Here is a 23,418-nt window from a genome sequence, read left to right on the forward strand (position 1 = left end):
ATGAAGCTGAAGCAACTGGCCAAATACGTCGTTCTCGGACTGTTCACGTTCCTGTCGCTGTATCCGATCTTCCTCATGTTCATGTCGTCATTCAAGACGAGGAAGGAGATTACGTCCTCTCCGCTCGCCTTGCCGAAGAGCTTCAAGTTCGACAACTTCGTCGACGTATGGCATAAAGTGAACTTCTCGGAATATCTCTTGAACAGCATCATCGTCAGCGTCGCTTCGGTGCTCGTCATTCTGCTGATTTCTTCAATGGCGGCCTTCTACCTGGCGCGCTTCAAGTTCCGCTGGAACGGCGCGGTTCTGTTCTTCTTCATGCTCGGCCTGATGCTGCCGATGAAGCTGGCCATCTCTCCGCTCTACATGCAGATGATGAAGCTCCATATGCTCGATTCGCTGCAGGGGCTGATCGTGGTGTACGTAGCCGGCCATATCTCGTTCGCGGTATTCCTGTTCTACGGCTTCTTCAGCACGCTGCCGAAGGATCTCGATCAGAGCGCGCGCATCGACGGCTGCAACAACTTCCAGGTGTACTATAAGATCGTCGTGCCGCTGATGAGGCCGGCCATGGCGACGGTCGCCATCACCGATCTGATCAAGGTGTGGAACGACTTCTTCTATCCGCTCATCTTTATCAAGACGACGGAGAAGGGGACGATTCCGCTTGGCATGCTCAGCCTGTTCGGAGAATTCGACACACAATGGAACCTTCTGTTCAGCGGGCTGACGCTCTCCTCCTTGCCGATGATTATCGCGTTCCTGTTCGCGTCCCGGCAATTCATCGAAGGCTTGACCGCAGGGGCGGTGAAGTCATGAGGCGCTGGATTACGTTCGACCTGGACGGCACGTTGATGCAGAATCCGTTCGCGGGAGCCATATTCCCCGAAGTGGAGGAGTTGGTCTCGATGGAGACCGGCTCTGCTTGCGGAATGAAGGAGAAGCTGATGGCCGAGCACGAGCGCCTGATGGCCGACGGGCGAATCGTGGACGCCTACGACTGGGACGCGATCGTCGCGGGGCTGCTGGGGGAACTGGGCGTGAAGCGCGCGGTCGATATTGTGGAGATGGTTGTGCGGCACAGCATTGCTCCGAAAATTTTTTTACTGGACGATACCATCCTGCCTGCGCTTGAGCGGCTTAAGAGAGAGGGCTATTCGCTTGCCGCGGTCACCAACGGCTATTACAAGTATCAGTATCCCGTCATGGAAGCGCTCGGCTTGGCCGCAAGACTCGACGAGATCGTAACGCCGGACCGCTCGGGGTATGCCAAGCCGGACGCGAGAATGGCCGATGCGCTGCCAAGCGGCGACAAGATCGTGTTGCATGTCGGGGACAGGCTGGACCACGATGTCGCCTTCGCCCGGAGCCTCGGCGTTCCTTCGGCGCTCATTCACCGTCGGCTGCCGGAGGAACTGATCCCGCTCTCTCCGAAGGAGCGGGCGAACAGCACGGCGCTTCTTCCCGTTCTGCACAGCTTGGCGGAGAAGGAGAGCGGCGCTCCCGTTCAAGATATCGCGCCATTCGTTCCGACGTACGCGATTCGAGACTTAAGCGAACTCGCCGAATGCCTGGCGGACAGCGAAGGGAGCTGACGCGATGGCGAGCAAGGGAAGCGGGCTGTTCCTGGGCGTCGACGGGGGCGGCACGAAGACAACGCTGCTCGTCGGCGACGGCGAGGGGAGGATTGTGTCCATTGTCGGCGGATCGAGCTCCAATCTGAAGTCGCGGCCGTGGGATGAGGTCAGAGCCGAGCTGTCGCGGCTTGTTCGCGAAGGGCTGGAGCGTGCGGGGCGGCCGATTGCGGACATCGCAGGAATCGCGCTCGGCCTTGCGGGCGGGGATCGCCCGGAGGATAAGAAGCGGGTCGCGGAGCATCTGGCCGCCGAGCTTGCTCCCGGCGTTCGCATCGATGTGTTCAACGATGCCGCAACGGCGTTGATGGCCGGAACCCAAGGCGCGAAGGGCATGGTGCTCATCTCCGGCACGGGGTCGATCTGCTGCGGCTTCGACCCCGAATCCGGACGATATGTCCGCTCCGGCGGATGGGGGTATCTGCTCGGCGACGAGGGAAGCGGCTTCGACCTGGGAAGGCAGGCGCTGACAGCCGTGCTGAAGGCGCACGACGGCCGGGAAGAAGCGACGGCGCTGACCGGTCTCATCCTGGAACGGTTCGGCGCAGCCCATCCGGAAGGACTGATCACGTCCGTATACGAAGCGGATAACCCGCGCACGACAATCGCCGCGATCGCGCCTCTTGTTCTTGCGGCCGCCCGCGCCGGAGATTTGACGGCGTCGAGAATCGCGGACGGGGCTGCCGCGGCGCTGGCGGCTCTCGTCGTTCCGGTTGCGGCCAGTCTGCGGGCCGGAGAGGAGACGCTCCCGCTTATCGTCACCGGAGGCGTCTTCCGGGACGAGGGGCTCCGCAGCCGGTTCGGGAACCGGCCGGAGCTTCGCGGAATTGGACTGGAGCTGCTATCCTTGAAGGTTCTTCCCGTGGCGGGAAGCTATTATATGGCGCTTATGCGGGCGGGAATCGCCTTATCGCCGGACATTATCAATAGAGTAAGTCAACATTGCGCAACAGAAGGGGAATTCAGTGATGAAACCATCCGTTAACGATATACCGGTAACCGAACAGATCAATGAACGTTCGCGCCAACTGGACCGGCTGTCTGTCGCGGAGATTGTACAACTGATGAACGAGGAAGATCGAACCGTGGCGGATTCCGTTCAGCGGGCGCTGCCCGAGATTGCTTCGGCAATCGAAGCCGTCGTGGAGGCCGTTGAGAACGGAGGAAGGCTGTTCTATATCGGAGCGGGAACGAGCGGCCGTCTCGGCATTCTCGACGCTTCCGAATGCCCTCCGACGTTCGGCGTCGATCCGGAGCTGGTCGTCGGCATTATCGCCGGAGGCGAGCGGGCCATCACGCGTTCGATCGAGAACGCGGAGGATGATCCGGAGGCGGGCCGGAAGGAGATCGCGGCCGTGCTGACGGACAAGGATGTGCTCGTCGGAATCGCCGCCAGCGGCAGTACGCCGTATGTGATCGGAGCGCTGCGGGAGGCGAATCGGATCGGGGCCGCAACCGTCAGCCTGAGCTGCAACAGCGACGCTCCGATGAGCAAGGAGGCCCGCTTCCCGATCGAGATTCCCGTCGGGCCGGAGATCGTGACCGGCTCTACCCGGCTGAAGGCGGGCACCGCCACCAAGATGGCGCTGAACATGATGACGACAACGCTGATGATCCGCTTGGGCAAAGTATACGGCAATCTTATGGTTAACGTTCAGGCGACCAATGCCAAGCTGCGGGAACGCGTTGTTCGCATCGTTCAGAGGGGAACCGGCTGCGACGAAGCGACGGCGAGAGAGTATGCCGAGGCGGCGGAAGGCGATGCGAGGGTCGCGATCCTGATGCTGAAGTTCGGGGTCGGCGCAGGCGAAGCGAAGCAAGCGCTGCTGGAGACGAACGGTCACTTCGGCAAGGCGTTCGCCAGACTCGAGCGATAGCGGAAGGGGGGACGCTCATGCTGGCGCAGGGCAGCAGCATATGGGAGCTCTCGCTTGATCATCTGGCCATTCGCATGGTTCTGGCCGCGGTGCTCGGGGGCCTCATCGGCATCGAGCGCGAATGGCACAATCACGCGGCCGGCTTCCGCACTCACATTCTGGTCTGTCTCGGCTCGGCGACGATCATGCTCATGTCGCTGTACGGCTTCTCGGCCTTCGTCGGGGAGCCGAACGTGCAGGTGGACCCCGCCCGCCTTGCCGCTCAGGTCATCAGCGGCATCGGATTCCTCGGAGCGGGAGCGATTCTGCGCAACGGCGACATGATCAAGGGGCTCACGACGGCCGCTTCGATCTGGACGGTCGCGGCCATCGGCTTGTGCGTCGGCGCCGGGTACTACAGCGCCGCGCTGCTCTGCACGTTCCTCGTGCTGGTCAGCCTCTACATGCTGAACAAGTGGGAGAAGCGGCTGCTCCGCAACCGCCGGATCTGCAGCCTCGAGATCAGAATCGCGAACGGGACCGCTTCGGTCGGATCGATCACGGCCGCCTTGTCGGAGCGCAGCCTTCCGATCTCGCGATTGAAGCTCGAATCGTCGCGCAAGGCGGGCGGTCCGGATGAAGCGGCGCGGGAGTACAAGCTGGAGATCAAGCTGAAGGGCGTCCGTCAGGAAGCGCTTCTTGAAGCGGTCGAGTCGATCGGCCGGATGGAGGACGTGACGAAGATCGAGGCGCTCGGTCTGGGCGCGGTGATGGCCGCCGCGGCCAAATAACGCAGCAGCAGCGAGGAACGGGCCGAGCAGGCCGTTCCTCGTTGCCGTATCCGCCTACTCCGTCCGGGGAAGCCCGAGCAGCGCCAGCTTGTCGGGGTTGTAAATCGTGAAGAGATGGCGGAGGAGCATTCCTTCGCCCTGCTCTTCACGCTCTCTCCAATCGAACATCAGGAAGGCGGCAAGCCGGTCCCCCTGCCAGGCGGCGATTGCGGGGCCTGCCTCCTTGGCGTCGACGAACTCGAAGCGGGCTCCCGCAAGCGAGTTGGAGAACATCGCCTTGAGCAAGGCAAGCGCGCGGCCCCTGCCGTAGATCGGGTTGATCGCCGAATGAACGCGTCCGCCCCCGTCCATCAGCAGAATGGCGTCTTCCGTCAGCAAGGCCGCGAGCTCCTCGATCCTCCCCCCGGAGAAGGCGGAAGCGAAGCGGCGCACGAGCTCGAATTCCTTGAGGCGCCCCGATCGCGCGGGAGCGGCGGCGGGAAGCTCGCTGCGGCTGTCGCCCTTGCGGCCGGCGTCGAGCTTGCGCTTCGCCCGGCTGACGAGCTGGCGGCAATTCGCCTCGCTTCTGCCCATGAGCGCGGCGATCTCCGCATAGTCGCAGTCCATCGTCTCGCGCAGGACGAATGCCGCCCGCTCAAGCGGATTCAGCATCTCCAGCAGAACAAGGAGCGCATAGGAGATCTCCTCCTTGCGCTCCGCACTCTCTTCGGGAGACGGCTGCGACCGGTCCAGGATCGGAAGCGGCAACCATTCCCCCACGTAATCTTCCTTCCTCCGCCCCGCCGACTTCAGGAAGTTCAGGCATCGATTGACGACGAGCTTCGCCAGATAGGCTTGGCCGCTCTGGATCGTCTCCACCGCGTTGTCGTCCATTCTCTGCAGCGAGACGAACGCGTCCTGGATCGCGTCCTCCGCGTCGGCCGCCGAACCCAGCATCCGATAGGCGATCGAGAACAGATACGGACGGAGCGTTCGATACCAGCCTTCGATCCGTTCCTCTCGCCCAGCAACCTTTTCCATGACGCATCCGTCCTCCTGTGTTTATTGTCTCCCGACTACCCGAATCAGAAGCACCCCGGATACATGCCCGTGGCCACGGCGATCCGGTTCCAACTGTTGATGGCAATGATCGCCATGATCAGGTCGACGAATTCCGCCTCGTCGTAGTATTCCCGCACCCGGTCGTAGACCGCTTGCGGCACGCCGGCTTCGCCGAGCCTCGTGACCGCCTCGGTCAGCTCCAGAACGGCCTTCTCGGCCTCGCTGTAGCAAGGAGCCTCCCTCCATACGGAGACGAGCGACGTTCTCTCGAGATTGCCCGATACCTTCATCATATCCTTGACGTGCATGTCGAGGCAGAAGGCGCAGCCGTTCAACTGGGACGCCCGGATTCGGATCAGCTCCGCAAGCTCGGGTTCGATGCCGCGGGATTGGGAGAAGCTCTCCAGCGCCAGCAGCGCCTTGAACGACCCCGGATTCGCTTCCCTATGATTCATTCTCACTCTCATTGTCGTAAACCTCCTGTAGATGCTGCAAAATTTGTCTCACCTATAAGAAGACAACGGGGAGGCCGGATTTGTGACAAGGATCGGGTAGATTGGCGCAGCGAAATCCCAACGGTTAATTCTCTCATCTCTTGGCGACACTAATTTAATAGAGATGAAGAGGAAGAGGTGTATTCTTCGGATGAATCAGATTCTGCTCATTACCGACGGCGGTTCGAACGTGGGACTAAGCCCCGTTGCGGCCGCAGCGCAGGCGTATGAGGAAGGAATTGTCGTTAATGTCGCGGGTGTGCTGGACGAAGGAAGCTTGGGCGAATACGGAGCGTCCGAGATCGCCGAGATCGCGAAGGCGGGCGGCGGCATCAGCCGGATCGTCTCGACGAAGCAACTGTCCCAGACCGTGCAGATGATGACGCGGCAGACGGTTGTCGGCACGATCCGCCAAGCGGTGAACGAGGAGCTTCGCCAGGTGTTCGGGGTCAATTCCGTCGAGTCGCTGCCGCCGCCGAAGCGGGCGGAGGTCGTGCGGGTCATGGAAGAGATGGGCGAGACGGCGCCGCTCAAGGTCGCTCTCCTGATCGACGCGAGCGCCAGCATGAAGCCGAAGCTGCTCGCGGTGGAGGAAGCGATCCGCGACTTGTCGCTCAGCCTTCAGGCGCGTTCCGGCGACAGCATGGCGGCGGTGTTCCACTTCCCGGGCGAGCGGGAAGACTGCACGCTGGACGCCCCCTGGACGTCCTCCACGGAGCGGCTCGGCTCGCTGTTCGGACGGCTGCGCATGAGGGGGACAACTCCGACGGGGCCGGCGCTTATGCGCGTCATAGCGTATTTCCATGAAAGTTATGGTAAGATTGTGTCAGAAGATGAACATCCTGCTTCATTGCTGAAGCGAGACGATACGGACGGGATGCGGAGTGATTACGTCGTCTGAGAAGCAACTGCCGCCGGGTACCTTGCTCACCGGGAAGTGGAACGGCAGAATTTATAAACTCGAGCGGCTGCTCGGCACGGGTTCGAACGGGCACGTCTATCTCGCCTCGTACGGAAGATCGGCATGTGCGGTCAAGCTGGGCAAGGACGTCTCCGACCTGCAGGCGGAAGCGAATATACTGGCCTCCTTGGACCACCGGGAGAAGGGCGCGAAGCGGCGACCCTTCCTCTTGGACGTGGACGACGCCGTCGTGGACGGGGCGCAGATTCCCTTCTACGCGATGCAGTACGTGCCGGGAGTGACCGTGCGGGCTTATCTTCGCAAGCACGGTCCGGAGTGGGCCGGCATCATCGGCTACCGCCTGCTGAGAAGGCTGTCGGAGCTGCACGACGCGGGCTGGATCTTCAGCGATCTGAAGAACGACAATCTGCTCGTCAGCGATTACGGCCAGGTCGCCCTGGTCGATTACGGCGGCATGACCGCTAACGGCCGGGGCATTCGCCAGTTCACCGAGATCTACGACCGGGGCTACTGGTCGGCGGGAAGCCGCACGGCCGAGCCGTCTTACGACTGGTTCAGCGCCGCGGTGCTGTGGATTCATGTGCTCGACGAGAAGCGGCTCCTTCACCTGACGCGCACGCTGCTTCCGCAGAATCGGGACCCCGGCGAGCTGCTGGCGCTCGTGAAGACGAATTCGACGCTGAAGCCGCTCTCCGGCTGGTTCGAGAAGGCGCTGCGCGGCAAGTTCGCATCGACGCAGGAGGCGGCCGAGTGCTGGCGCGAAGCGGTGCACGGGGCAAGCAGAGCCAAGAGCCAGCCGTCGTCCCGGATTCCCGCGTGGATGGCGGGCGTATTCGCGGTGTCGCTGCTCCTGTGCGTGTCCTTGATGGCGATCTGGTTGTTCGGATAAGCTCACACCAGCGCCATATCCCCTTTGCCGGCATTATGCCTCTTCTCCCGCTCGTTCAGGATAGGGGAGAGCGGACAACCCGGCGGCGGTCGAGGCGCGGTGATGCTCGGGGCGGCGGAGGTTCGCTGCACGCCGCTCAGCATCCGTAAGATGGGATTCCTGAGCCGAAGGGAGAAGAGGCCTAGGCGCCCGGAGAGGGATTAGCACCCACAACGGAACCATAATATGGGAATTATCCGGCGAAGGGTGGAGGAGCGGCGGTATTCGGCTGATTGAGGAAGTTCGTTGGGCAAAAGGAGGCGGGGGGCTGAATGGACGAGCTGCTGCTGAGGTTCGAGGAATGGACAAGGGACGAGAGGTGGCGGCAGCCGGGAACCGCGGTGCTTGCCGCCGTATCGGGCGGACCCGATTCCATGGCGCTGCTGCATCTGCTGAAGGCGGTGGCGGAGACGGACGGCCTCGCCGTCATTGCCGGGCACGTCAATCACGGCTTCCGCGGCGAGGAATCGGATGCGGAGGAGGAGCTTGTGCGCAAGACGGCGGCCGAGTGGGGCATCCCCTTCGAAGCGGCGACGATCGATATGCCTGCTTATATCGAGGAGACGAGGTTGAGCCCGCAGGAGGCGTCGCGGGAACGGCGGTACGAGTGCCTTGTCGGGATGGCCCGCAGAGGCGGCGCCTCCGTTATCGCGTTGGCCCATCACGCCGACGACCAGGCGGAGACCGTGCTGATGCGGATAATCCGCGGCACGGGAATCGCCGGTCTGGCAGGAATTGCCGCCTCCCGCGGAGAAAAGGAATTGGAACTGATCCGACCGCTCTTGCGTATACCCAAATGTGAGCTTCTCGCCTACTTGTCCCGCAACGGCATTCCGTATGCCACGGACAGCAGCAACGCGAAGAGCAAGTACTTCCGCAATGCCGTTCGGCTGGAGGCGATGCCCTGCCTCGAGCGCTACAATCCGAGGGTAAGGGAAGCGTTGATTCGCTTGTCCGAGTCGGCGGCCACCGATAATGACTATATGGAAGAGGAAGCCCGAAGGGCTTACGCGGCATCGGTCACTCGCGCAGGGGAGGGCTGGATCGTTGACCGGAGGCGGTTCTGCGGCCTCCACGTTGCTTTACAACGCAGATTGATTAAACTAATATTAAACTACGCTGGGCCTCGGGCCCAGATCCACGATTATGGCGGGGTGACGGAAGCTGCGGCCGCGGTTGCGGCGGAAGGCTCCGGCACAGGCCGTCTCGATCTCGGGAACGGATGGGTCGTCGTTCGCGAATACGACCGTGCCTACATCGGTCCCCTCCCGGAATCGCCCGGCAGCTTCCGCTACCGGGTCGAGCAATGGGATTCCCTGCTTCCCATTCCGGAAGCCCGCGCCGCGCTTCGGTTCCAACGAACCTTCGAGGCGTGCCCGGCTCCCGCAGAATACCGAAGGGAGGCATACTTCGACGAATCCAAGCTTCGCTTGCCTCTGGCCGTGCGCAACCGCCGAGCCGGAGACCGATTCGAGCCGAAGGGATTAAACGGCTCTAGAAAAGTGCAAGATATGTTCGTCGACGCCAAGGTGCCCAGAGCCCTTCGCGATTCCGTGCCTCTGCTTGTCGATGCCGACGATGTCATCCTGTGGATTCCCGGGGTGAGGCGATCCCGGCACGCCCTTCCGGAGAGGGAGAAGCCCGCCAAGCTGCTTCGCGTAATTTGCGAGGCGGACGATGAAGGCAATAATCGCCGCTGAGGCGACATGAACGAAGATTTGCTATCATACCGTGTATTAATCGGATCGGGAGGTCCTCGCATTGCAGAATGACATTCAGGAAGTGCTCTACTCGGAAGAGACGATTCAAGCGAAAGTGAAGGAATTGGGTGCCGCCATCAGCCGCGATTATCAAGGGCGCAACCCCCTTGTGATTTGCGTGTTGAAGGGCGCCTTTATTTTTATGGCGGACTTGGCCAAGAATATTACCGTGCCGATCGCGCTGGACTTCATGGCGGTATCGAGCTACGGCAATTCCACCCGCTCGTCGGGCGAGGTCCGCATCGTCAAGGATTTGGACTCCTCTGTCGAAGGCCGCGACGTCATCATCGTCGAGGACATCATCGACAGCGGGCTGACGCTCAGCTACATCATCGACGTGCTCGAGCGCCGCAACGCCAAGTCCGTTCACGTCGTCGCCTTGTTCGACAAGCCGGGGCGCCGCACCGCCGATCTGAACGCCGATTACACCGGCTTCACGATTCCGGATGCGTTCGTGGTCGGCTACGGACTCGATTATGCCGAGAAGTACCGCAATCTTCCTTATGTCGGCGTGCTTAAGCCGGAGATCTACTCCAATTAGATTAATCGGGTTGAAGGTTGAACGGCGGCGGTCGCTTCTATTGTGATGCCGAGACAGGCTATGGTAAAATGATTTAAGTGTCTTATGGTAAAATGATGTAAGCGTGTCGAGAGGAGGTCAGGGATGAATCGGATCATCCGCAACACAGGCTTTTATTTGCTCATATTCTTGGTGACCGTAGGTCTCGTACAGCTCTTTATCACCAAAGGCGAGACGACGGAGGAACTGAATTACAACCAGCTTGTCGCGATCGTGCGGCAGGACAATGTCAAGGACCTTACTCTTCGCGTGGATAACGGTTCTTACCTGATCACAGGTCATTATAAAGAAAAACCAGCCGATTCCAACAGCTCTTCGTTCGGCGGACGGTTCCCTCTTGCTGACTATGCGATCCAGGATCTGACCGATACGGCGATGGACAACGGCGCCCAAGTCAAGTTCCAGAAGATGAAGGGCCAGAGCTTCTGGCTGACGTTCTTGACGTCGATCATCCCGTTCGTGATCATGTTTATCCTGTTCTTCTTCCTGATCAATCAGGCGCAGGGCGGCGGCGGCAAGGTCATGAACTTCGGGAAGAGCAAGGCACGTCTTTATAATGAAGAGAAAAAACGGGTCACCTTCGAGGATGTCGCGGGGGCTGACGAGGAGAAGCAGGAGCTTGTCGAAGTGGTCGAATTCCTGAAGGACCCTCGCAAGTTCGCGGCTCTCGGCGCCCGCATTCCGAAGGGCGTTCTGCTCGTCGGCCCTCCGGGTACCGGTAAGACGCTGCTCGCCCGCGCCGTTGCAGGCGAAGCCGGCGTGCCGTTCTTCAGCATCTCGGGCTCCGACTTCGTCGAGATGTTCGTCGGCGTCGGCGCTTCCCGCGTTCGCGACCTGTTCGAGAACGCGAAGAAGAACGCTCCGTGCATTATCTTCATCGATGAGATCGACGCCGTCGGCCGTCAGCGGGGCGCAGGCCTCGGCGGCGGACACGACGAGCGCGAGCAGACGCTGAACCAGTTGCTCGTCGAGATGGACGGCTTCGGCGCGAACGAAGGCATCATTATCGTCGCCGCGACGAACCGCCCGGACATTCTAGATCCGGCGCTGCTGCGCCCGGGCCGCTTCGACCGTCAGATCACGGTCGACCGTCCGGACGTGAAGGGCCGCGAAGCGGTGCTGAAGGTTCATGCCCGCAACAAGCCGATCAACAAGGACGTCAAGCTCGATACGATCGCCAAGCGGACGACCGGCTTCACCGGCGCCGATCTGGAGAACCTTCTGAACGAAGCGGCGCTGCTTGCGGCGCGCAAGAACAAGAAGGATATCGCGATGCAGGAAGTCGACGACGCGATCGATCGCGTCATCGTCGGCACCGAGAAGAAGAGCCGCGTCATCAGCGAGCGCGAGAAGACGATCGTCGCTTACCACGAGACCGGCCATACGATCGTCGGATACTTCCTCGAGCACGCCGACATGGTGCACAAGGTGACGATCATTCCGCGCGGACGCGCCGGCGGCTACGTCATTATGCTGCCGAAGGAAGACCGCATGCTGGTCACGAAGCAAGAGCTGCTCGATAAGGTAACGGGGCTGCTGGCCGGCCGCGTCGCCGAAGAGCTGTTCATCGGCGAGATCGGCACGGGCGCTTACAGCGACTTCAAGCAAGCGACCAGCATCGTTCGCAGCATGATCATGGAATACGGCATGAGCGACAAGCTCGGGCCGATGCAGTTCGGAAGCTCGCAAGGGCAAGTGTTCCTTGGCCGCGACCTCGGTCACGAGCAGAACTACTCCGACACGATCGCGTACGAGATCGACCAGGAGATGCAGAACATTATCAATGATTGCTACAGCCGCGCGAAGAAGCTGCTGACCGAGAAGACCGAAGAGGTTCACCTCATCGCGAAGACGCTGCTCGAAGAAGAGACGCTCGAGCTCGATCAGATCAGACGTCTGCTCGAGAAGGGTACGATCGAAGGCGCGGGCGAAGATTCCGGCGAAGGAAGCTCCGAGCCAACCTCTCTGGAGCCGACCGTCGATACGCTCGGCAACGTCAAGGTTCGCATTCATACCCGCGACGATGAGCCGGTTCCTCCGGTTCCGGATCAACGCCGCGAAGATGACGGCGAAGGCGACAAGTAAATCGAAGGCTACCGCATCATCTCCGGCTCCTGAACGACAGGGGCCGGAGATTTTTTTTACGGCACAATTTAGACAAGAATCAATTGACACCGCACCGATGCGAGTGTACATTTAGTGATAAACAACGCTGGTTACCGCATCTTTTGGCCACTGTATGTGCATATATTCACAAAGTTGACGCAAGTTGCAGCGTTATTATATTGAGGGATCTGAAGGCGGAGGACTGTCGCGAAGCCTTGGGAGAGGGGTTAACACACATGGAAGCATTGGCTCTGGAACGGAAAGCGGAGCAGAACCGCGAGCTTAAAGAACGACTGTTGCAACTGAAGAAGGAACGGAACGCGATTATTCTCGCGCACTACTACCAGCGGGACGAGATTCAGGAGGTTGCGGACTTCCGCGGCGATTCGTTCCTGCTCGCCCAGAAGGCGGCACAGACGGATGCGGACGTGATCGTCTTCTGCGGCGTGCACTTCATGGGGGAGAGCGCCAAGATTCTCGCACCGCACAAGACCGTGCTCGTTCCGGACGAACGCGCCGGCTGCCCGATGGCCGACATGGTGAACCCGATCGGCCTGCGGGAGATGAAGGCGAAGCACCCGAATGCGAAGGTCGTCACCTATATCAATTCTTCGGCTGACGTGAAGGCGGAGACGGACATCTGCTGCACCTCGGCGAACGCTGTTCGGGTCGTCAATTCGGTCGATGCCGACGAGATCATCTGGTGCCCGGACAAGAACCTGGGCCACTATGTTCAGCAGCAGACGGGCAAGAAGATGATCATCTGGGAAGGGTATTGCAACACTCACGACATGCTGACGGTGAAGGATGTCGTCGAGATGCGGGCCAAGCACCCGAACGCCGAATTCGTGGTTCACCCGGAATGCCGCCCGGAGGTCGTGGCGATGGCGGATTTTGTCGGAAGCACGACGGGCATTCTTAAGTATTGCCGCGAGTCGCAGCATAAGGAATTTATTGTCGGCACCGAGGACGGAACCGGTTATCAGCTTCGTCTCGACAGCCCGGATAAGACGTTCCACTTCGCCTCGAAGTTCCTGGTCTGCCCGAACATGAAGGTGAACAACCTCAAGAAGGTCGTTCGCGCTCTGGAGACGATGCAGCCGCAGATTCACGTTCCCCAGGATGTCGCCGACAAGGCTCGCCTGTCGCTTGAGCGCATGCTGCTCGTGAAGTGAATCGGGGGCCGCTCAGCCCGGGAACGTCTTATTATTCATAGTTTATAAACAAGTGGTAAAAATCACAATCACAATATCGGATGAGGAGTCCTCGTTCATGATCCCACGTTATATTGTCGATTTCGAGCCGGATGAGCTGCCGACGGTGGAGACGGACGTCATCGTTATCGGTGCCGGCATCGCGGGCTTATATACGGCTATCCAATCCAGCAAGAGCAACCGCGTGCTGATGATTACGAAGAAGTCGCTGTTCGACAGCAACACCCGATACGCTCAGGGAGGCATTGCCGCCGTTATCTCGGACGACGACTCGCCGGAATTCCATCGCCAGGACACGCTGATCGCGGGAGCCGGGCTGTGCGATCCGGAGGCGGTGGACGTGCTTGTCCACGAAGGCCCTAACGGGGTCCAGGAGCTGATCGAGCTCGGGACGATCTTCGATGAAGAGGACGGCCACCTCGCGCTGACGAAGGAAGGCGCGCACAGCCAGCGCCGCATTCTGCACGCCAACGGGGATGCGACCGGCTATGAGATCGTCCGCGCGCTGGCGAAGAAGGCGAGGACGATCCCCGAGATCGAGATGTGGGAAGATCACTTCGTGCTCGACCTGCTGACGGAGAACGGGGAGTGCTGCGGCGCCCTCGTGCAGAAGGCGGACGGATCGCGGGTCGTTGTGCGCGGCAAGGCGGTAGTTCTGTGCAGCGGCGGAACCGGACAATTGTACCGGTACACGACCAACCCGGACGTGGCGACCGGCGACGGGATCGCCATGGCTTACCGCGCAGGAGCGGTCATTCGGGACATGGAGTTCATCCAGTTCCATCCGACCTCGCTCTGCTACCCGGGAGCGCCGCGCTTCCTCGTGTCCGAGGCGGTGCGCGGGGAAGGGGCTTACCTGCGGAACATCCGCGGGGAGCGCTTCATGGAGAAGTACCATCCGCAGCTCGAGCTCGCGCCGCGCGACGTCGTCGCGAGGGCTATCGTCAGCGAGATGGAAGAGACGAATTCGACCTTCGTGTACATCGACATTACTCATGAGACTCCCGAGCTGATCAAGCACCGTTTTCCGACGATATATGAGACCTGCCTCAGCTACGGATTGGATATGACGACCGATTGGGTGCCTGTTGCCCCTGCGGCTCACTATACGATGGGCGGCGTGCGGACCGACCTGCACGGGGAGACGAACATCCGGCGGCTGTTCGCTTGCGGGGAAGTGTCGTCGACCGGCGTTCACGGGGCCAATCGGCTTGCCAGCAATTCCTTGTCGGAAGCGCTCGTATTTGGCAAACGAATTGTGGATAGAATTAATCAATTGCCTCCGCAGGAGAACAAGCCGCTCTCGGGCAACGACGACCAGCGTCACCAGCCGCCGATGGGCACGTTCATCGAGCGTCGCCTGAAGCTGCAGAAGGTGATGGTCCGCTACGTCGGCCTTCGCCGCGAGGCCAAGGGGCTCGCCAAGGGACTGGAGGAGCTGAAGCGTCAGCTTCCGGTGTTCCAGTCGGCTATGCTGAGGCGCGAGGAGTTGGAGCTCGCCAATCTGCTGACGTGCGCCTATCTGACGACGACGGCTGCGATCTCGCGGGAAGAGAGCCGCGGGGCGCACTATCGGGAGGACTTCCCGAATCGCGACGACAACAACTGGCTGAAGCATACGATTCTGGAGAGAGACAAGGCGATCAGCGAGGAGGTGCTGGGCAATGTTTGAACGAGAGAGCGACTGGACGATCGGCGGACCGGCCAAGGAAGCGGTGCGCGGACAGATCCGCGCTTGGCTGGCCGAGGATATCGGCAGCGGGGACGTCACGACGATGGCGACCGTTCCGGAGGGCCAGCAATCGAGGGCGATTGTGCACGCCAAGGCATCCGGCGTGCTCGCCGGCATGCCGCTCGCCCGCATGGTGTTCGAGGTTGTGGACCCGACCCTCGTCTTCGAGGCGAAGGCGAAGGACGGCGACCGGGTGGAGAAGGGAACGGTCATCGCGATCGTCGAGGGCTCTTCCCACAGCCTCCTGACCGGGGAGCGGCTTGCGCTCAACCTGCTGCAGCGCCTCTCGGGCATCGCGACGACGACCCGCGTCTTCGTTGACGAGGCCGCAGGCTTCCCGGCCCGCATCGTCGATACGCGCAAGACGACGCCGGGGCACCGCACGCTCGAGAAGTACGCGGTCCGTGTCGGCGGCGGCTACAATCATCGCTTCGGCCTGTACGACGCGGTGATGATCAAGGACAATCATATCAAGGCGGCGGGAGGCATCCGCGAGGCGGTTGCGGCGGCCAAGTCCCGCGTTCCCCATACGATGAAGATCGAGGTCGAGGCGGAGTCGCGGGAGCAGGCGCTTGAGGCGGCGAGAGCGGGCGCGGACATCGTCATGTTCGACAACATGAGCCCCGAGGCGATGAAGGAAACGGCGGCCGAGGTTCGCGCGATCGCTTCGCACATCATTCTCGAGGCGTCCGGCGGCATGCGCGCCGAACGGATTCGCGACGTGGCGGCGAGCGGAGTGGACGTCATCTCCGTCGGCAGCCTGACGCATTCGTTCCAGGCGCTCGATATCAGTCTCGATCTGAACGAGAAGAAGGGAGCGGCCCGGTGATTCTCGTCGTCGACGTAGGCAACACGAATATTGTCCTGGGGCTGTATGAGGGCCGCAATCTCAAGGAGCATTGGCGGCTCAGCACGAACCGGTCCTCGACGGTGGACGAGTACGGCATCCTCCTGCACAATCTGTTCCATATAGCCGGGGTGACGGCGAGCGATATCGAGGGAGTGATCCTGTCGAGCGTCGTGCCGCCGCTTATGCCGACGATGGAGCGGCTGTTCCGCAAGTACGCCGGACATGAGCCGCTTGTTGTCGGCCCGGGAATCAAGACGGGGCTGAACATCCGCTACGAGAACCCGAAGGAGATCGGAGCGGACCGGATCGTGAACGCCGTGGCCGGCATCGAGCTGTACGGCTCGCCGCTTGTCGTCGTCGACTTCGGCACGGCGACGACGTTCGATTATGTCGACGCCGCGGGCACGTACCAGGGCGGCGTCATCATGCCGGGGATCGGCATCTCGGCCGAGGCGCTGTATCAGAGAGCCTCCAAGCTGCCGCGAATCGAGCTGTCGAAGCCGCGCCAGGTGATCGGGAAGAACACGGTGGCGGCGATGCAGTCGGGCATTATTTACGGTTATGCCGGACAGGTCGATGGGATAGTTAACCGCATTCGCAAGGAGCATAATATAACCCCGAAGGTTGTGGCGACGGGCGGGCTGGCGGAGATGATCGCTTCGGAGACGGAGAGAATCGACGTGGTGGACCCGATGCTGACGCTTGAGGGGCTTCGCATTATTTACGAACGGAACGTCCAGGTGCGTTCGTCGGAAGACGCATAGATGATCGAAGATGCATAGATGATCGGAAGATGCATGGGAAGAGGCGCAGGAAGAGCGGCATAACGGCATTCCGCGGTTATAGCATGGCAGCAAGACCGGAAGGGAGTTATAGAGATGGAATGGAAGGATGAATTGGTGCGGGGAACGGCTTGGGACGGCGCCATTCGCGTGTTCGCCGCGCGCACGACCGGGCTTGTCGGCGAGCTGCAGCGCCGTCACGACACGTACCCGACGGCTACGGCCGCGCTCGGTCGAACGGCTACGGCTGCCGCGATGATGGGCGCCATGCTCAAGGGAGACGAGAAGCTGACGGTGCAGGTGAAGGGCGACGGCCCGATCGGGCAGATTGTTGTCGGCGCGACGGCGGCAGGACAAGTGAGAGGGTACGCGGATTATCCTCACGTGCATCTTCCGAGCAATCCGCAGGGCAAGCTAGATGTAGCCGGCGCGGTCGGACGCTCCGGCTACCTCCATGTGACGAAGGACCTCGGGCTGAAGGAACCTTACCGGGGAAGCGTTCCGCTTGTCTCCGGGGAACTGGCCGAAGACTTCACCTACTACTTCGCCGCATCGGAGCAGACGCCGTCGGCCGTCGGGCTGGGCGTTCTCGTCGATACGGACAATTCGGTGCTCCATGCCGGAGGCTTCGTCGTCCAAGTGATGCCGGGAATCGAGGAGGAGCAGTTGGTTCGTCTGGAGGAAGCGGTGTCCCGCATGCCGCACGTGACGGCGCTGCTCGATCAGGGAGAGGATGCGGTCGGCATTCTGAAGTTCCTCGTCGGCGACGATGTGACCATTCACGAGACGATCGAGCCGGTGTTCCAATGCTTCTGCTCGCGCGAGCGGGTGGAGCGGACGATGATCAGCATCGGGCAGGAAGAGCTGCAGAAGCTGATCGACGAGGACGGGCAATCGGAAGTGAAGTGCCACTTCTGCAACGAGGAGTACCGCTTCGACGCGGCCGAGCTGACAGAGCTCCTCCGGAAAGCGGCCTTCTAATGACAAGGAGAACGTATCGGCTCATGGGACCGATCGTTCTGTTCGCTCTGTCATGGGCCATGCTGTGCGTTGTCGCGGGCTGCTCGGAAGGGAAGGCATCGGCCCCCTCCGAGAGCGCGCCTTCGAGCACGGCAGCCGGCGGCGGGGCGGATGCGTCGGACGAGACGGTTGCCGTCGTTGGAGGCACGCCGATTACGCGGCAGCAGTTGATCGACCAGCTTCTGGCCAATTACGGCGAGCAGACGCTCCGGACACTTATGCTGCGCATTGCCGTCGATCGGGAGGCGGAGGAGCAGGGAGTCGAGGTTACGGACGAGGATGTGGCTCGCGAGCTGCGCCGGTTAAGCCAGGGCTACGACAGCGAAGCGCAGTTCTACGCTTCGATGCGGGACCAGCTCGGCATGAGCGAGGACGAGCTTCGTCTCGACGCGATCTATCGGCTGAAGCTCGAGCAGTTGGCGATTCTTCCGGTATCGGTATCCGAGGAAGAGGTCGATCGTTACCTGGAGGAGCACCAGGAGGACTTCGGTCCGCGCAAGGAATTGAGAATCTCGCACATCGTCGTGCCGGACGGGGAGCTCGCGGACGAGGTGCTCGGCAGGCTGGAGGCCGGCGAAGACTTCGCGGCGCTGGCGATGCAATACTCGACCGACGAATTCACGCAGGATGCGGGAGGGGATCTTGGCTGGATTCAGGCAGGCGATCCGTTCGTAGACCCGGCCGTGCTGAGCGTCGCGGATAGCCTCGAGATCGGACAGGCGGCGGGCCCGATCGAGACGGGAGACGGCATCGAGCTGATTCAGCTCACCGGCCGCAACGTCGTGCAGGCGATGGACTCGGAGGAGGCGCGCAAGCAAGCGAAGAGGGAATTGGCCTTGGATCGAGCGGTGTCGACGTCCGAATTGGAGCGGCAGCTTCTGGTCAAGTACGAGGCGCGAATCCTTGGTGCCGGCGTGCCGTCTTAAACTTAACTCATAGGAAGAGAGATCGGGGGAACGGCTCCTCGGTCTCTTTTTTCCAAAATCGAATAAAGTTCCGGATTCCGCCGACCAGCTATTGACAATCGAGGCCCGGGTTTGATAAGATGATCTTAGTTAAAAACCTAGAGAATTAGTCGGAATAATATCATGCATCGGGGCGGCGGACGGCCGCACCATATCTGGGAGGGAATTCTGTCATGGCAAGAATCGTACAGAACGTCACGGATCTGATCGGCGATACGCCGCTCGTGCGGTTGAACCGCATCGTTCCGGAAGGAAGCGCCGAGATCTACGTCAAGCTGGAATACCAGAACCCGGGTTCGAGCGTTAAGGACCGGATCGCCATCAGCATGATCGAGGAAGCCGAGAAGGCGGGCAAGCTGAAGCCGGGCGACACGATCGTCGAGCCGACGAGCGGCAACACGGGCATCGGCCTCGCTCTCGTCGCGGCTGCCAAGGGCTACCGCGCCATCCTCGTGATGCCGGAGACGATGAGCTTGGAGCGCCGCAACCTGCTTCGCGCTTACGGTGCGGAACTCGTGCTGACGCCGGGCTCCGAAGGCATGAACGGCGCCGTCAAGAAGGCGGAAGAGCTGGCAGTCGAGAACCCGAGCTACTTCCTCCCGCAACAGTTCAAGAACCCGGCTAACCCGAAGATCCACCGCGAGACGACGGGACCGGAGATTGTCGAAGCAATCAATTCTTACGACGGCAAGCTGGACGCGTTTATCTCCGGCATCGGCACGGGCGGCACGATCTCCGGCGCCGGCGAAGTGCTGAAGCAGAACTTCCCGAACGTGAAGATCGTCGCTGTCGAACCGGCCGCTTCCCCGATTCTGTCGGGCGGCAAGCCGGGCCCGCATAAGATTCAAGGGATCGGCGCGAACTTCGTTCCGGAGATCCTGAACCGCGAGGTCTACGACGAAGTTATTGCGGTCGAGAACGACGAAGCGTTCGAGACGGCTCGCACGGTAGCGAAGAAGGAAGGCCTCCTGGTCGGCATCTCTTCCGGCGCCGCCATCTTCGCCGCACTGAAGGTTGCCAAGGAGCTGGGAGCAGGCAAGCGTGTCGTTGCGATCGTTCCTTCGAACGGCGAACGTTACCTGAGCACTCCGCTGTTCAACTTCGACAACTAATCGTTTGAACGGATACGAATCCCGGTTCGCAGCATGCTGCGGGCCGGGGTTTTTTTGCGTCGCGATGCGCGCGTCGTCTGACATATGTATGCAAAAAACCACATAAAACGCTTCGATTGACTCGCAATCCGGGCCCGGCGAATGTGGAAGTCACACAAAATGTCTTCGTTGGGGATATATTCGCATCAACTAACCACAGGCTGTGTATAAAGATGTGGGTAAGTTGTGCGCAAGGTGTGGGTATTGTGGATAAGAATGTGGACAAGGTGGATAATTTGGGGATGGAGTGGGGATAATGCGGCAGACTCGTACGACAATCTGCCGAGTTGCCGACAATATGGTTGTGCTCTGGGCCGGATCGGGTATAATGAGCACAATCGGGAACACGGGAACAGAGCCAGGATGAGTGGCGGCAGGAGGAGAAGCGTGAGGAACATGACGTTGCTGGAGCATTGGCTCGGCTGGGGACGACGACGAAGCTTGGCGCCGGAAGAGCTCGGTTATACGAGACTTCCGGTTCTGAGGGCTTACAAGCTCGGACCCGGCGAGGATCGCGTTCCGCTCTGGAAGGGAGCGTGGGAGGCGGCCGGCGAGCACGCCTTCGTGCTGGAGAGCGGGAAGGGCGGAAGATATACGTATCTCGGCCTCCGCCCCGACGCGGTTATCCGCGGGAACGGCGGTTCCGGCGAGGTGAAGCTGCTTCGTCTGCACTCTTGCGCTTGCGGCGAGAACGGGAGCGGCTGGGTCGATGGGGGCGCGGATGAGACGGAGGGCCTTGGGACTGAGGTCGAGAGCCGGTCCGGCAAGCCGCTTGAGCTGCTGCGGGCGTGGCTGGCTCGTGAGCGGGCTCCGAGGGCGGAGGGAGAGGGGCTCGCAGGGCCCCATGAGGCCGAGGAGGCCGGCATCGACATCCCTCCCTTCGCCGGGGGGGCGGTCGGCTATCTGAGCTACGACGTGGCGAGGTCGCTGGAGCGGCTGCCGCAGCTTGCCAGGGATGACCTGGAGCTGCCCGACTACGCCTTCCTCCTGATCAACGAGGTATGGATCGTCGACCATCTGCGCTCCGAGCTGATCTGCTCGTTCCATCCGAGCTTGCCGGATTCGGCCTGGGAAGACGAGCGCGAGTTGGCCGAGCGGTACGAAGAGGCGTCCGCCCATGTGGATAACATGAAGGCGGAGTGGGATCGCATCATGGCCGCGGCGACGGAGCCGGAGGCGGTCGGCGAGCTGGAAGCGATGAAGCGGATCATGGCGGAGGACGGCCTTCAGATGGACATCGAGGCGTATTCGGGAATCCGCACGGCGATGACCAAGGACGAGTTCAAGGAAGCGGTTCGCGCCGTGCAGAGGTACATCTCGCAAGGGGACGTATTCCAGGTGAACCTGTCCAACCGCCAGAGCCGCGCGGTCGCGACGAAGCCCGAGGAGCTCTACGAGTGGCTGAGGCTCGTCAACCCGTCTCCTTATATGGGCTTCATGCGCTTCCCCGACTTCCAGCTCGTCTCCGCATCGCCGGAGCTGCTTGTGAAGCTGGACGGGAAGCGGATGAGCGCCCGGCCGATCGCGGGGACACGGCGCCGGGGGAGGACGGAAGAGGAGGATCTGAAGTTCGCGGACGAGCTGCTGACGAGCGAGAAGGAGCGGGCCGAGCACATCATGCTCGTCGACCTGGAGCGCAACGATCTGGGGCGAGTCGCCGCCTACGGAACGGTTCGCGTGCCGGAGCTGCTGACGATCGAACGGTATTCGCACGTCATGCACCTCGTCTCGCAGGTGGAGGGGACGATTGCGCCCGGCAAGGACGCGTTCGACCTGCTCGCGGCGGCGTTCCCGGGCGGCACGATTACGGGCGCGCCGAAGATTCGGACGATGGAGATCATCGAGGAGCTGGAGCCGGTGCGCCGGGGGCCGTATACCGGATCGCTCGGATGGATTGACTACGCAGGGAATATGGAATTTAATATTATCATAAGAACGATCGCGGCGAAGGACGGCCAATGCCACATTCAGGCGGGGGCGGGCATCGTCATCGATTCGGACCCGGAGCGGGAATTCTATGAATGCCTGAACAAGGCGAAGGCGCTCTGGAAGGCGGTTGAGTACGGAGAACGGCGGCACGGAGAGGCGCAGATCGCCGCACCTTGCTGACAGCGAAAGGGGAAAAGCCATGATTCTGGTTATCGACAATTATGACTCGTTCACATATAACCTGGTGCAGTATCTGGGCGAATTGGGCGAGGAGATCAAGGTGTTCCGCAACGACGAGATCGACCTGGACGGCATCGCCGCGCTGAAGCCGGATCATATTCTGATCTCGCCCGGGCCTTGCACCCCGAATGAAGCGGGAGTAAGCCTCGGCCTCATCGAACGGTTCCAGGGAGAGATTCCGATCTTCGGCGTCTGCCTCGGCCATCAATCGATCGGACAAGCGTTCGGCGGCGACGTCGTTCGCGCGGAGAAGCTGATGCACGGCAAGACGTCCGAGATTACGCACGACGGCAAGACGATCTTCGCGGGCGTGGAATCGCCGTTCACCGCCACGCGCTACCATTCCCTTGTGGTCAAGAGGGATACGCTGCCGAATTGTCTGGAGATCAGTGCGGAGAGCGAAGACGGGGAGATCATGGGGCTCCGGCACAAGGAGTACGTCGTCGAAGGCGTGCAATTCCATCCCGAGTCGATCATGACGGATAACGGACTGACGCTGCTGCGTAATTTCCTGGCGTACAAATCGGGTAAGAGAGCGTGAGGCTTCTGCTCGACGGGCAACTGATGAACAGCGAAGAAGCCGTGATCTCTGTCCACGATCACGGCTTCCTCTATGGGATGGGGCTGTTCGAGACGTTCCGCACGTACGGCGGGAAGCCGTGGCTGCTGGATTGGCATGCGGAGAGACTGGCGGAGGGCTGCGCGGCGCTCGGCATCGAATACGCGCCGGACGCCCGGCATATGAGGCGATCGGTCGCGCGGCTGATCGAAGCGAACGGCCTGGAAGACCAGGATGCCTACATCCGGTGGTCGGTCTCGGCCGGCGACGGCGCGGTCGGCCTGCCGGCGGAGCCGTACGCGAAGCCGCGGGAGATCGTCTACGCGAAGCCGCAGGCGGCGGACGAGCCGGAGCGGCGGAGCGGGAAGGCACTCCGGCTGCTTAAGCTGCGCCGCAGCGAGCCGGAAGCGGTCTTCCGGTTGAAGTCCTTCCATTATATGAATAATATTCTCGCGAAGCGCGAGCTTGTTGCGGGAGGAGCTGCTCCCGGCACGGAGGGGCTGTTCCTGAATGCTGCAGGGCACGTTGCGGAGGGGATGGTCAGCAATGTCTTCTGGATTAACGGCCATACGCTGCGCACGCCGTCGCTGGATTGCGGACCGCTCGCGGGAGTCACGAGGAGATATGTGCTGACGCTGGCCGCGGAACAAGGGCTGCGCGTCGAGGAAGGCGCCTACGCTTGGGAAGAGCTGCCGGCTGCTGACGAGGTATTCGTGACCAGCTCCATTCAGGAGATTGTGCCGGTCAGCCGATTGGAGGGGCCGGACGGCCGGACGCTTCCGAGCAAGTGCGGAGAATACCCCGGGGAACGCACCCGGAATCTGATGCTGCAATACCGCCGAGACGCGAGGGGAGGATGAAGCT

22 protein-coding genes are annotated in these 23,418 nt (G+C 61.4%); 20 read left to right on the forward strand and 2 right to left on the reverse strand.

The features are described 5' to 3' along the window. From E6C55_RS25115 to E6C55_RS25135, 5 genes are read left to right on the forward strand one after another with little or no spacing between them, the layout of a single operon-like run. Entirely contained in the window at positions 1 to 819 is an 819-nt protein-coding gene (locus E6C55_RS25115) for a carbohydrate ABC transporter permease (protein WP_136372579.1), read from the forward strand. Then, a complete protein-coding gene (locus E6C55_RS25120) occupies positions 816 to 1,595 on the forward strand; it encodes an HAD family hydrolase (RefSeq protein WP_168735872.1) in 780 nt (259 codons plus the stop codon). Before E6C55_RS25115 ends, E6C55_RS25120 begins: the two co-directional genes overlap by 4 nt. 4 nt (positions 1,596 to 1,599) lie before the next feature. Then, positions 1,600 to 2,619: a BadF/BadG/BcrA/BcrD ATPase family protein gene (locus E6C55_RS25125; protein WP_136372581.1), complete on the forward strand. Its 1,020-nt coding sequence runs from the start codon at positions 1,600 to 1,602 to the stop codon at positions 2,617 to 2,619. Then, on the forward strand, positions 2,603 to 3,511 hold the full coding sequence (gene murQ / locus E6C55_RS25130; protein WP_136372582.1) for an N-acetylmuramic acid 6-phosphate etherase: 909 nt from the start codon (positions 2,603 to 2,605) through the stop codon (positions 3,509 to 3,511). The genes E6C55_RS25125 and murQ overlap by 17 nt, the downstream gene beginning before the upstream one ends. 17 nt (positions 3,512 to 3,528) lie before the next feature. Next, positions 3,529 to 4,281: an MgtC/SapB family protein gene (locus tag E6C55_RS25135; protein WP_136372583.1), complete on the forward strand. Its 753-nt coding sequence runs from the start codon at positions 3,529 to 3,531 to the stop codon at positions 4,279 to 4,281. Positions 4,282 to 4,335: 54 nt separating this feature from the next. Here the strand turns inward: E6C55_RS25135 and E6C55_RS25140 are convergent, their stop codons facing one another. Together E6C55_RS25140 and E6C55_RS25145 are read right to left on the reverse strand one after the other, a co-directional pair. Then, on the reverse strand, positions 4,336 to 5,301 hold the full coding sequence (locus tag E6C55_RS25140; protein ID WP_136372584.1) for a sigma-70 family RNA polymerase sigma factor: 966 nt from the start codon (positions 5,299 to 5,301) through the stop codon (positions 4,336 to 4,338). A gap of 44 nt (positions 5,302 to 5,345) precedes the next feature. After that, the gene (locus E6C55_RS25145) at positions 5,346 to 5,789 is read right to left on the reverse strand and encodes a carboxymuconolactone decarboxylase family protein (protein WP_136372585.1); all 444 of its coding nucleotides are present in this window, start codon (positions 5,787 to 5,789) and stop codon (positions 5,346 to 5,348) included. A 178-nt stretch (positions 5,790 to 5,967) separates the two neighbouring features. Between E6C55_RS25145 and E6C55_RS25150 the strand changes: the two genes are divergently transcribed. The 15 genes from E6C55_RS25150 (at position 5,968) to E6C55_RS25220 (ending at position 23,414) form a co-directional block, all read left to right on the forward strand. Beyond that, complete coding sequence (locus tag E6C55_RS25150) at positions 5,968 to 6,717, forward strand: hypothetical protein (RefSeq protein ID WP_136372586.1); 750 nt, start codon at positions 5,968 to 5,970, stop codon at positions 6,715 to 6,717. Next, on the forward strand, positions 6,701 to 7,627 hold the full coding sequence (locus tag E6C55_RS25155; RefSeq protein WP_230986848.1) for a serine/threonine protein kinase: 927 nt from the start codon (positions 6,701 to 6,703) through the stop codon (positions 7,625 to 7,627). The genes E6C55_RS25150 and E6C55_RS25155 overlap by 17 nt, the downstream gene beginning before the upstream one ends. 311 nt (positions 7,628 to 7,938) lie before the next feature. Continuing rightward, entirely contained in the window at positions 7,939 to 9,366 is a 1,428-nt protein-coding gene (gene tilS, locus E6C55_RS25160; RefSeq protein WP_136372587.1) for a tRNA lysidine(34) synthetase TilS, read from the forward strand. Positions 9,367 to 9,427: 61 nt separating this feature from the next. Continuing rightward, positions 9,428 to 9,967 (forward strand): hypoxanthine phosphoribosyltransferase, encoded by a 540-nt coding sequence (hpt, locus tag E6C55_RS25165; RefSeq protein ID WP_136372588.1) that lies wholly within the window; start codon positions 9,428 to 9,430, stop codon positions 9,965 to 9,967. A gap of 123 nt (positions 9,968 to 10,090) precedes the next feature. Then, positions 10,091 to 12,091 (forward strand): ATP-dependent zinc metalloprotease FtsH, encoded by a 2,001-nt coding sequence (gene ftsH, locus E6C55_RS25170; protein WP_136372589.1) that lies wholly within the window; start codon positions 10,091 to 10,093, stop codon positions 12,089 to 12,091. Positions 12,092 to 12,348: 257 nt separating this feature from the next. After that, the gene (nadA, locus tag E6C55_RS25175; protein WP_136372590.1) at positions 12,349 to 13,287 is read left to right on the forward strand and encodes a quinolinate synthase NadA; all 939 of its coding nucleotides are present in this window, start codon (positions 12,349 to 12,351) and stop codon (positions 13,285 to 13,287) included. Positions 13,288 to 13,384: 97 nt separating this feature from the next. After that, positions 13,385 to 14,998, forward strand: coding sequence for an L-aspartate oxidase (gene nadB, locus E6C55_RS25180; RefSeq protein WP_136372591.1), 1,614 nt, complete (start codon positions 13,385 to 13,387; stop codon positions 14,996 to 14,998). Continuing rightward, positions 14,991 to 15,887 (forward strand): carboxylating nicotinate-nucleotide diphosphorylase, encoded by an 897-nt coding sequence (gene nadC / locus E6C55_RS25185; protein ID WP_136372592.1) that lies wholly within the window; start codon positions 14,991 to 14,993, stop codon positions 15,885 to 15,887. The genes nadB and nadC overlap by 8 nt, the downstream gene beginning before the upstream one ends. Then, entirely contained in the window at positions 15,884 to 16,672 is a 789-nt protein-coding gene (locus E6C55_RS25190) for a type III pantothenate kinase (RefSeq protein ID WP_136372593.1), read from the forward strand. Before nadC ends, E6C55_RS25190 begins: the two co-directional genes overlap by 4 nt. A gap of 114 nt (positions 16,673 to 16,786) precedes the next feature. Next, complete coding sequence (gene hslO / locus E6C55_RS25195) at positions 16,787 to 17,671, forward strand: Hsp33 family molecular chaperone HslO (RefSeq protein WP_136372594.1); 885 nt, start codon at positions 16,787 to 16,789, stop codon at positions 17,669 to 17,671. Next, the gene (locus E6C55_RS25200; protein ID WP_136372595.1) at positions 17,671 to 18,636 is read left to right on the forward strand and encodes a peptidylprolyl isomerase; all 966 of its coding nucleotides are present in this window, start codon (positions 17,671 to 17,673) and stop codon (positions 18,634 to 18,636) included. Before hslO ends, E6C55_RS25200 begins: the two co-directional genes overlap by 1 nt. Before the next feature lie 212 nt (positions 18,637 to 18,848). Then, entirely contained in the window at positions 18,849 to 19,787 is a 939-nt protein-coding gene (cysK, locus tag E6C55_RS25205) for a cysteine synthase A (protein WP_136372596.1), read from the forward strand. A gap of 435 nt (positions 19,788 to 20,222) precedes the next feature. Then, positions 20,223 to 21,935, forward strand: coding sequence for an anthranilate synthase component I family protein (locus E6C55_RS25210; RefSeq protein ID WP_136372608.1), 1,713 nt, complete (start codon positions 20,223 to 20,225; stop codon positions 21,933 to 21,935). A 19-nt stretch (positions 21,936 to 21,954) separates the two neighbouring features. Then, a complete protein-coding gene (gene pabA / locus E6C55_RS25215; RefSeq protein ID WP_136372597.1) occupies positions 21,955 to 22,536 on the forward strand; it encodes an aminodeoxychorismate/anthranilate synthase component II in 582 nt (193 codons plus the stop codon). Then, a complete protein-coding gene (locus E6C55_RS25220; RefSeq protein ID WP_136372598.1) occupies positions 22,533 to 23,414 on the forward strand; it encodes an aminotransferase class IV in 882 nt (293 codons plus the stop codon). Before pabA ends, E6C55_RS25220 begins: the two co-directional genes overlap by 4 nt. Positions 23,415 to 23,418: the final 4 nt, after the last annotated feature.

This window comes from Cohnella fermenti, assembly GCF_004801405.1.
Classification (GTDB): domain Bacteria; phylum Bacillota; class Bacilli; order Paenibacillales; family Paenibacillaceae; genus Cohnella; species Cohnella fermenti.

Excerpts from the sequence above, each read along its gene's own strand:
- E6C55_RS25150 (WP_136372586.1), top strand. The coding sequence starts at position 5,968 with ATGAATCAGATTCTGCTCATTACCGACGGCGGTTCGAACGTGGGACTA.
- nadC (WP_136372592.1), top strand. The coding sequence starts at position 14,991 with ATGTTTGAACGAGAGAGCGACTGGACGATCGGCGGACCGGCCAAGGAA.
- hslO (WP_136372594.1), top strand. The coding sequence starts at position 16,787 with ATGGAATGGAAGGATGAATTGGTGCGGGGAACGGCTTGGGACGGCGCC.
- E6C55_RS25200 (WP_136372595.1), top strand. The coding sequence starts at position 17,671 with ATGACAAGGAGAACGTATCGGCTCATGGGACCGATCGTTCTGTTCGCT.
- cysK (WP_136372596.1), top strand. The coding sequence starts at position 18,849 with ATGGCAAGAATCGTACAGAACGTCACGGATCTGATCGGCGATACGCCG.
- E6C55_RS25115 (WP_136372579.1), top strand. The coding sequence starts at position 1 with ATGAAGCTGAAGCAACTGGCCAAATACGTCGTTCTCGGACTGTTCACG.
- murQ (WP_136372582.1), top strand. The coding sequence starts at position 2,603 with ATGAAACCATCCGTTAACGATATACCGGTAACCGAACAGATCAATGAA.
- E6C55_RS25140 (WP_136372584.1), bottom strand. The coding sequence starts at position 5,301 with ATGGAAAAGGTTGCTGGGCGAGAGGAACGGATCGAAGGCTGGTATCGA.
- nadA (WP_136372590.1), top strand. The coding sequence starts at position 12,349 with ATGGAAGCATTGGCTCTGGAACGGAAAGCGGAGCAGAACCGCGAGCTT.
- E6C55_RS25210 (WP_136372608.1), top strand. The coding sequence starts at position 20,223 with ATGACGTTGCTGGAGCATTGGCTCGGCTGGGGACGACGACGAAGCTTG.
- pabA (WP_136372597.1), top strand. The coding sequence starts at position 21,955 with ATGATTCTGGTTATCGACAATTATGACTCGTTCACATATAACCTGGTG.
- E6C55_RS25120 (WP_168735872.1), top strand. The coding sequence starts at position 816 with ATGAGGCGCTGGATTACGTTCGACCTGGACGGCACGTTGATGCAGAAT.
- E6C55_RS25125 (WP_136372581.1), top strand. The coding sequence starts at position 1,600 with ATGGCGAGCAAGGGAAGCGGGCTGTTCCTGGGCGTCGACGGGGGCGGC.
- tilS (WP_136372587.1), top strand. The coding sequence starts at position 7,939 with ATGGACGAGCTGCTGCTGAGGTTCGAGGAATGGACAAGGGACGAGAGG.
- nadB (WP_136372591.1), top strand. The coding sequence starts at position 13,385 with ATGATCCCACGTTATATTGTCGATTTCGAGCCGGATGAGCTGCCGACG.
- E6C55_RS25135 (WP_136372583.1), top strand. The coding sequence starts at position 3,529 with ATGCTGGCGCAGGGCAGCAGCATATGGGAGCTCTCGCTTGATCATCTG.
- ftsH (WP_136372589.1), top strand. The coding sequence starts at position 10,091 with ATGAATCGGATCATCCGCAACACAGGCTTTTATTTGCTCATATTCTTG.
- E6C55_RS25145 (WP_136372585.1), bottom strand. The coding sequence starts at position 5,789 with ATGAGAGTGAGAATGAATCATAGGGAAGCGAATCCGGGGTCGTTCAAG.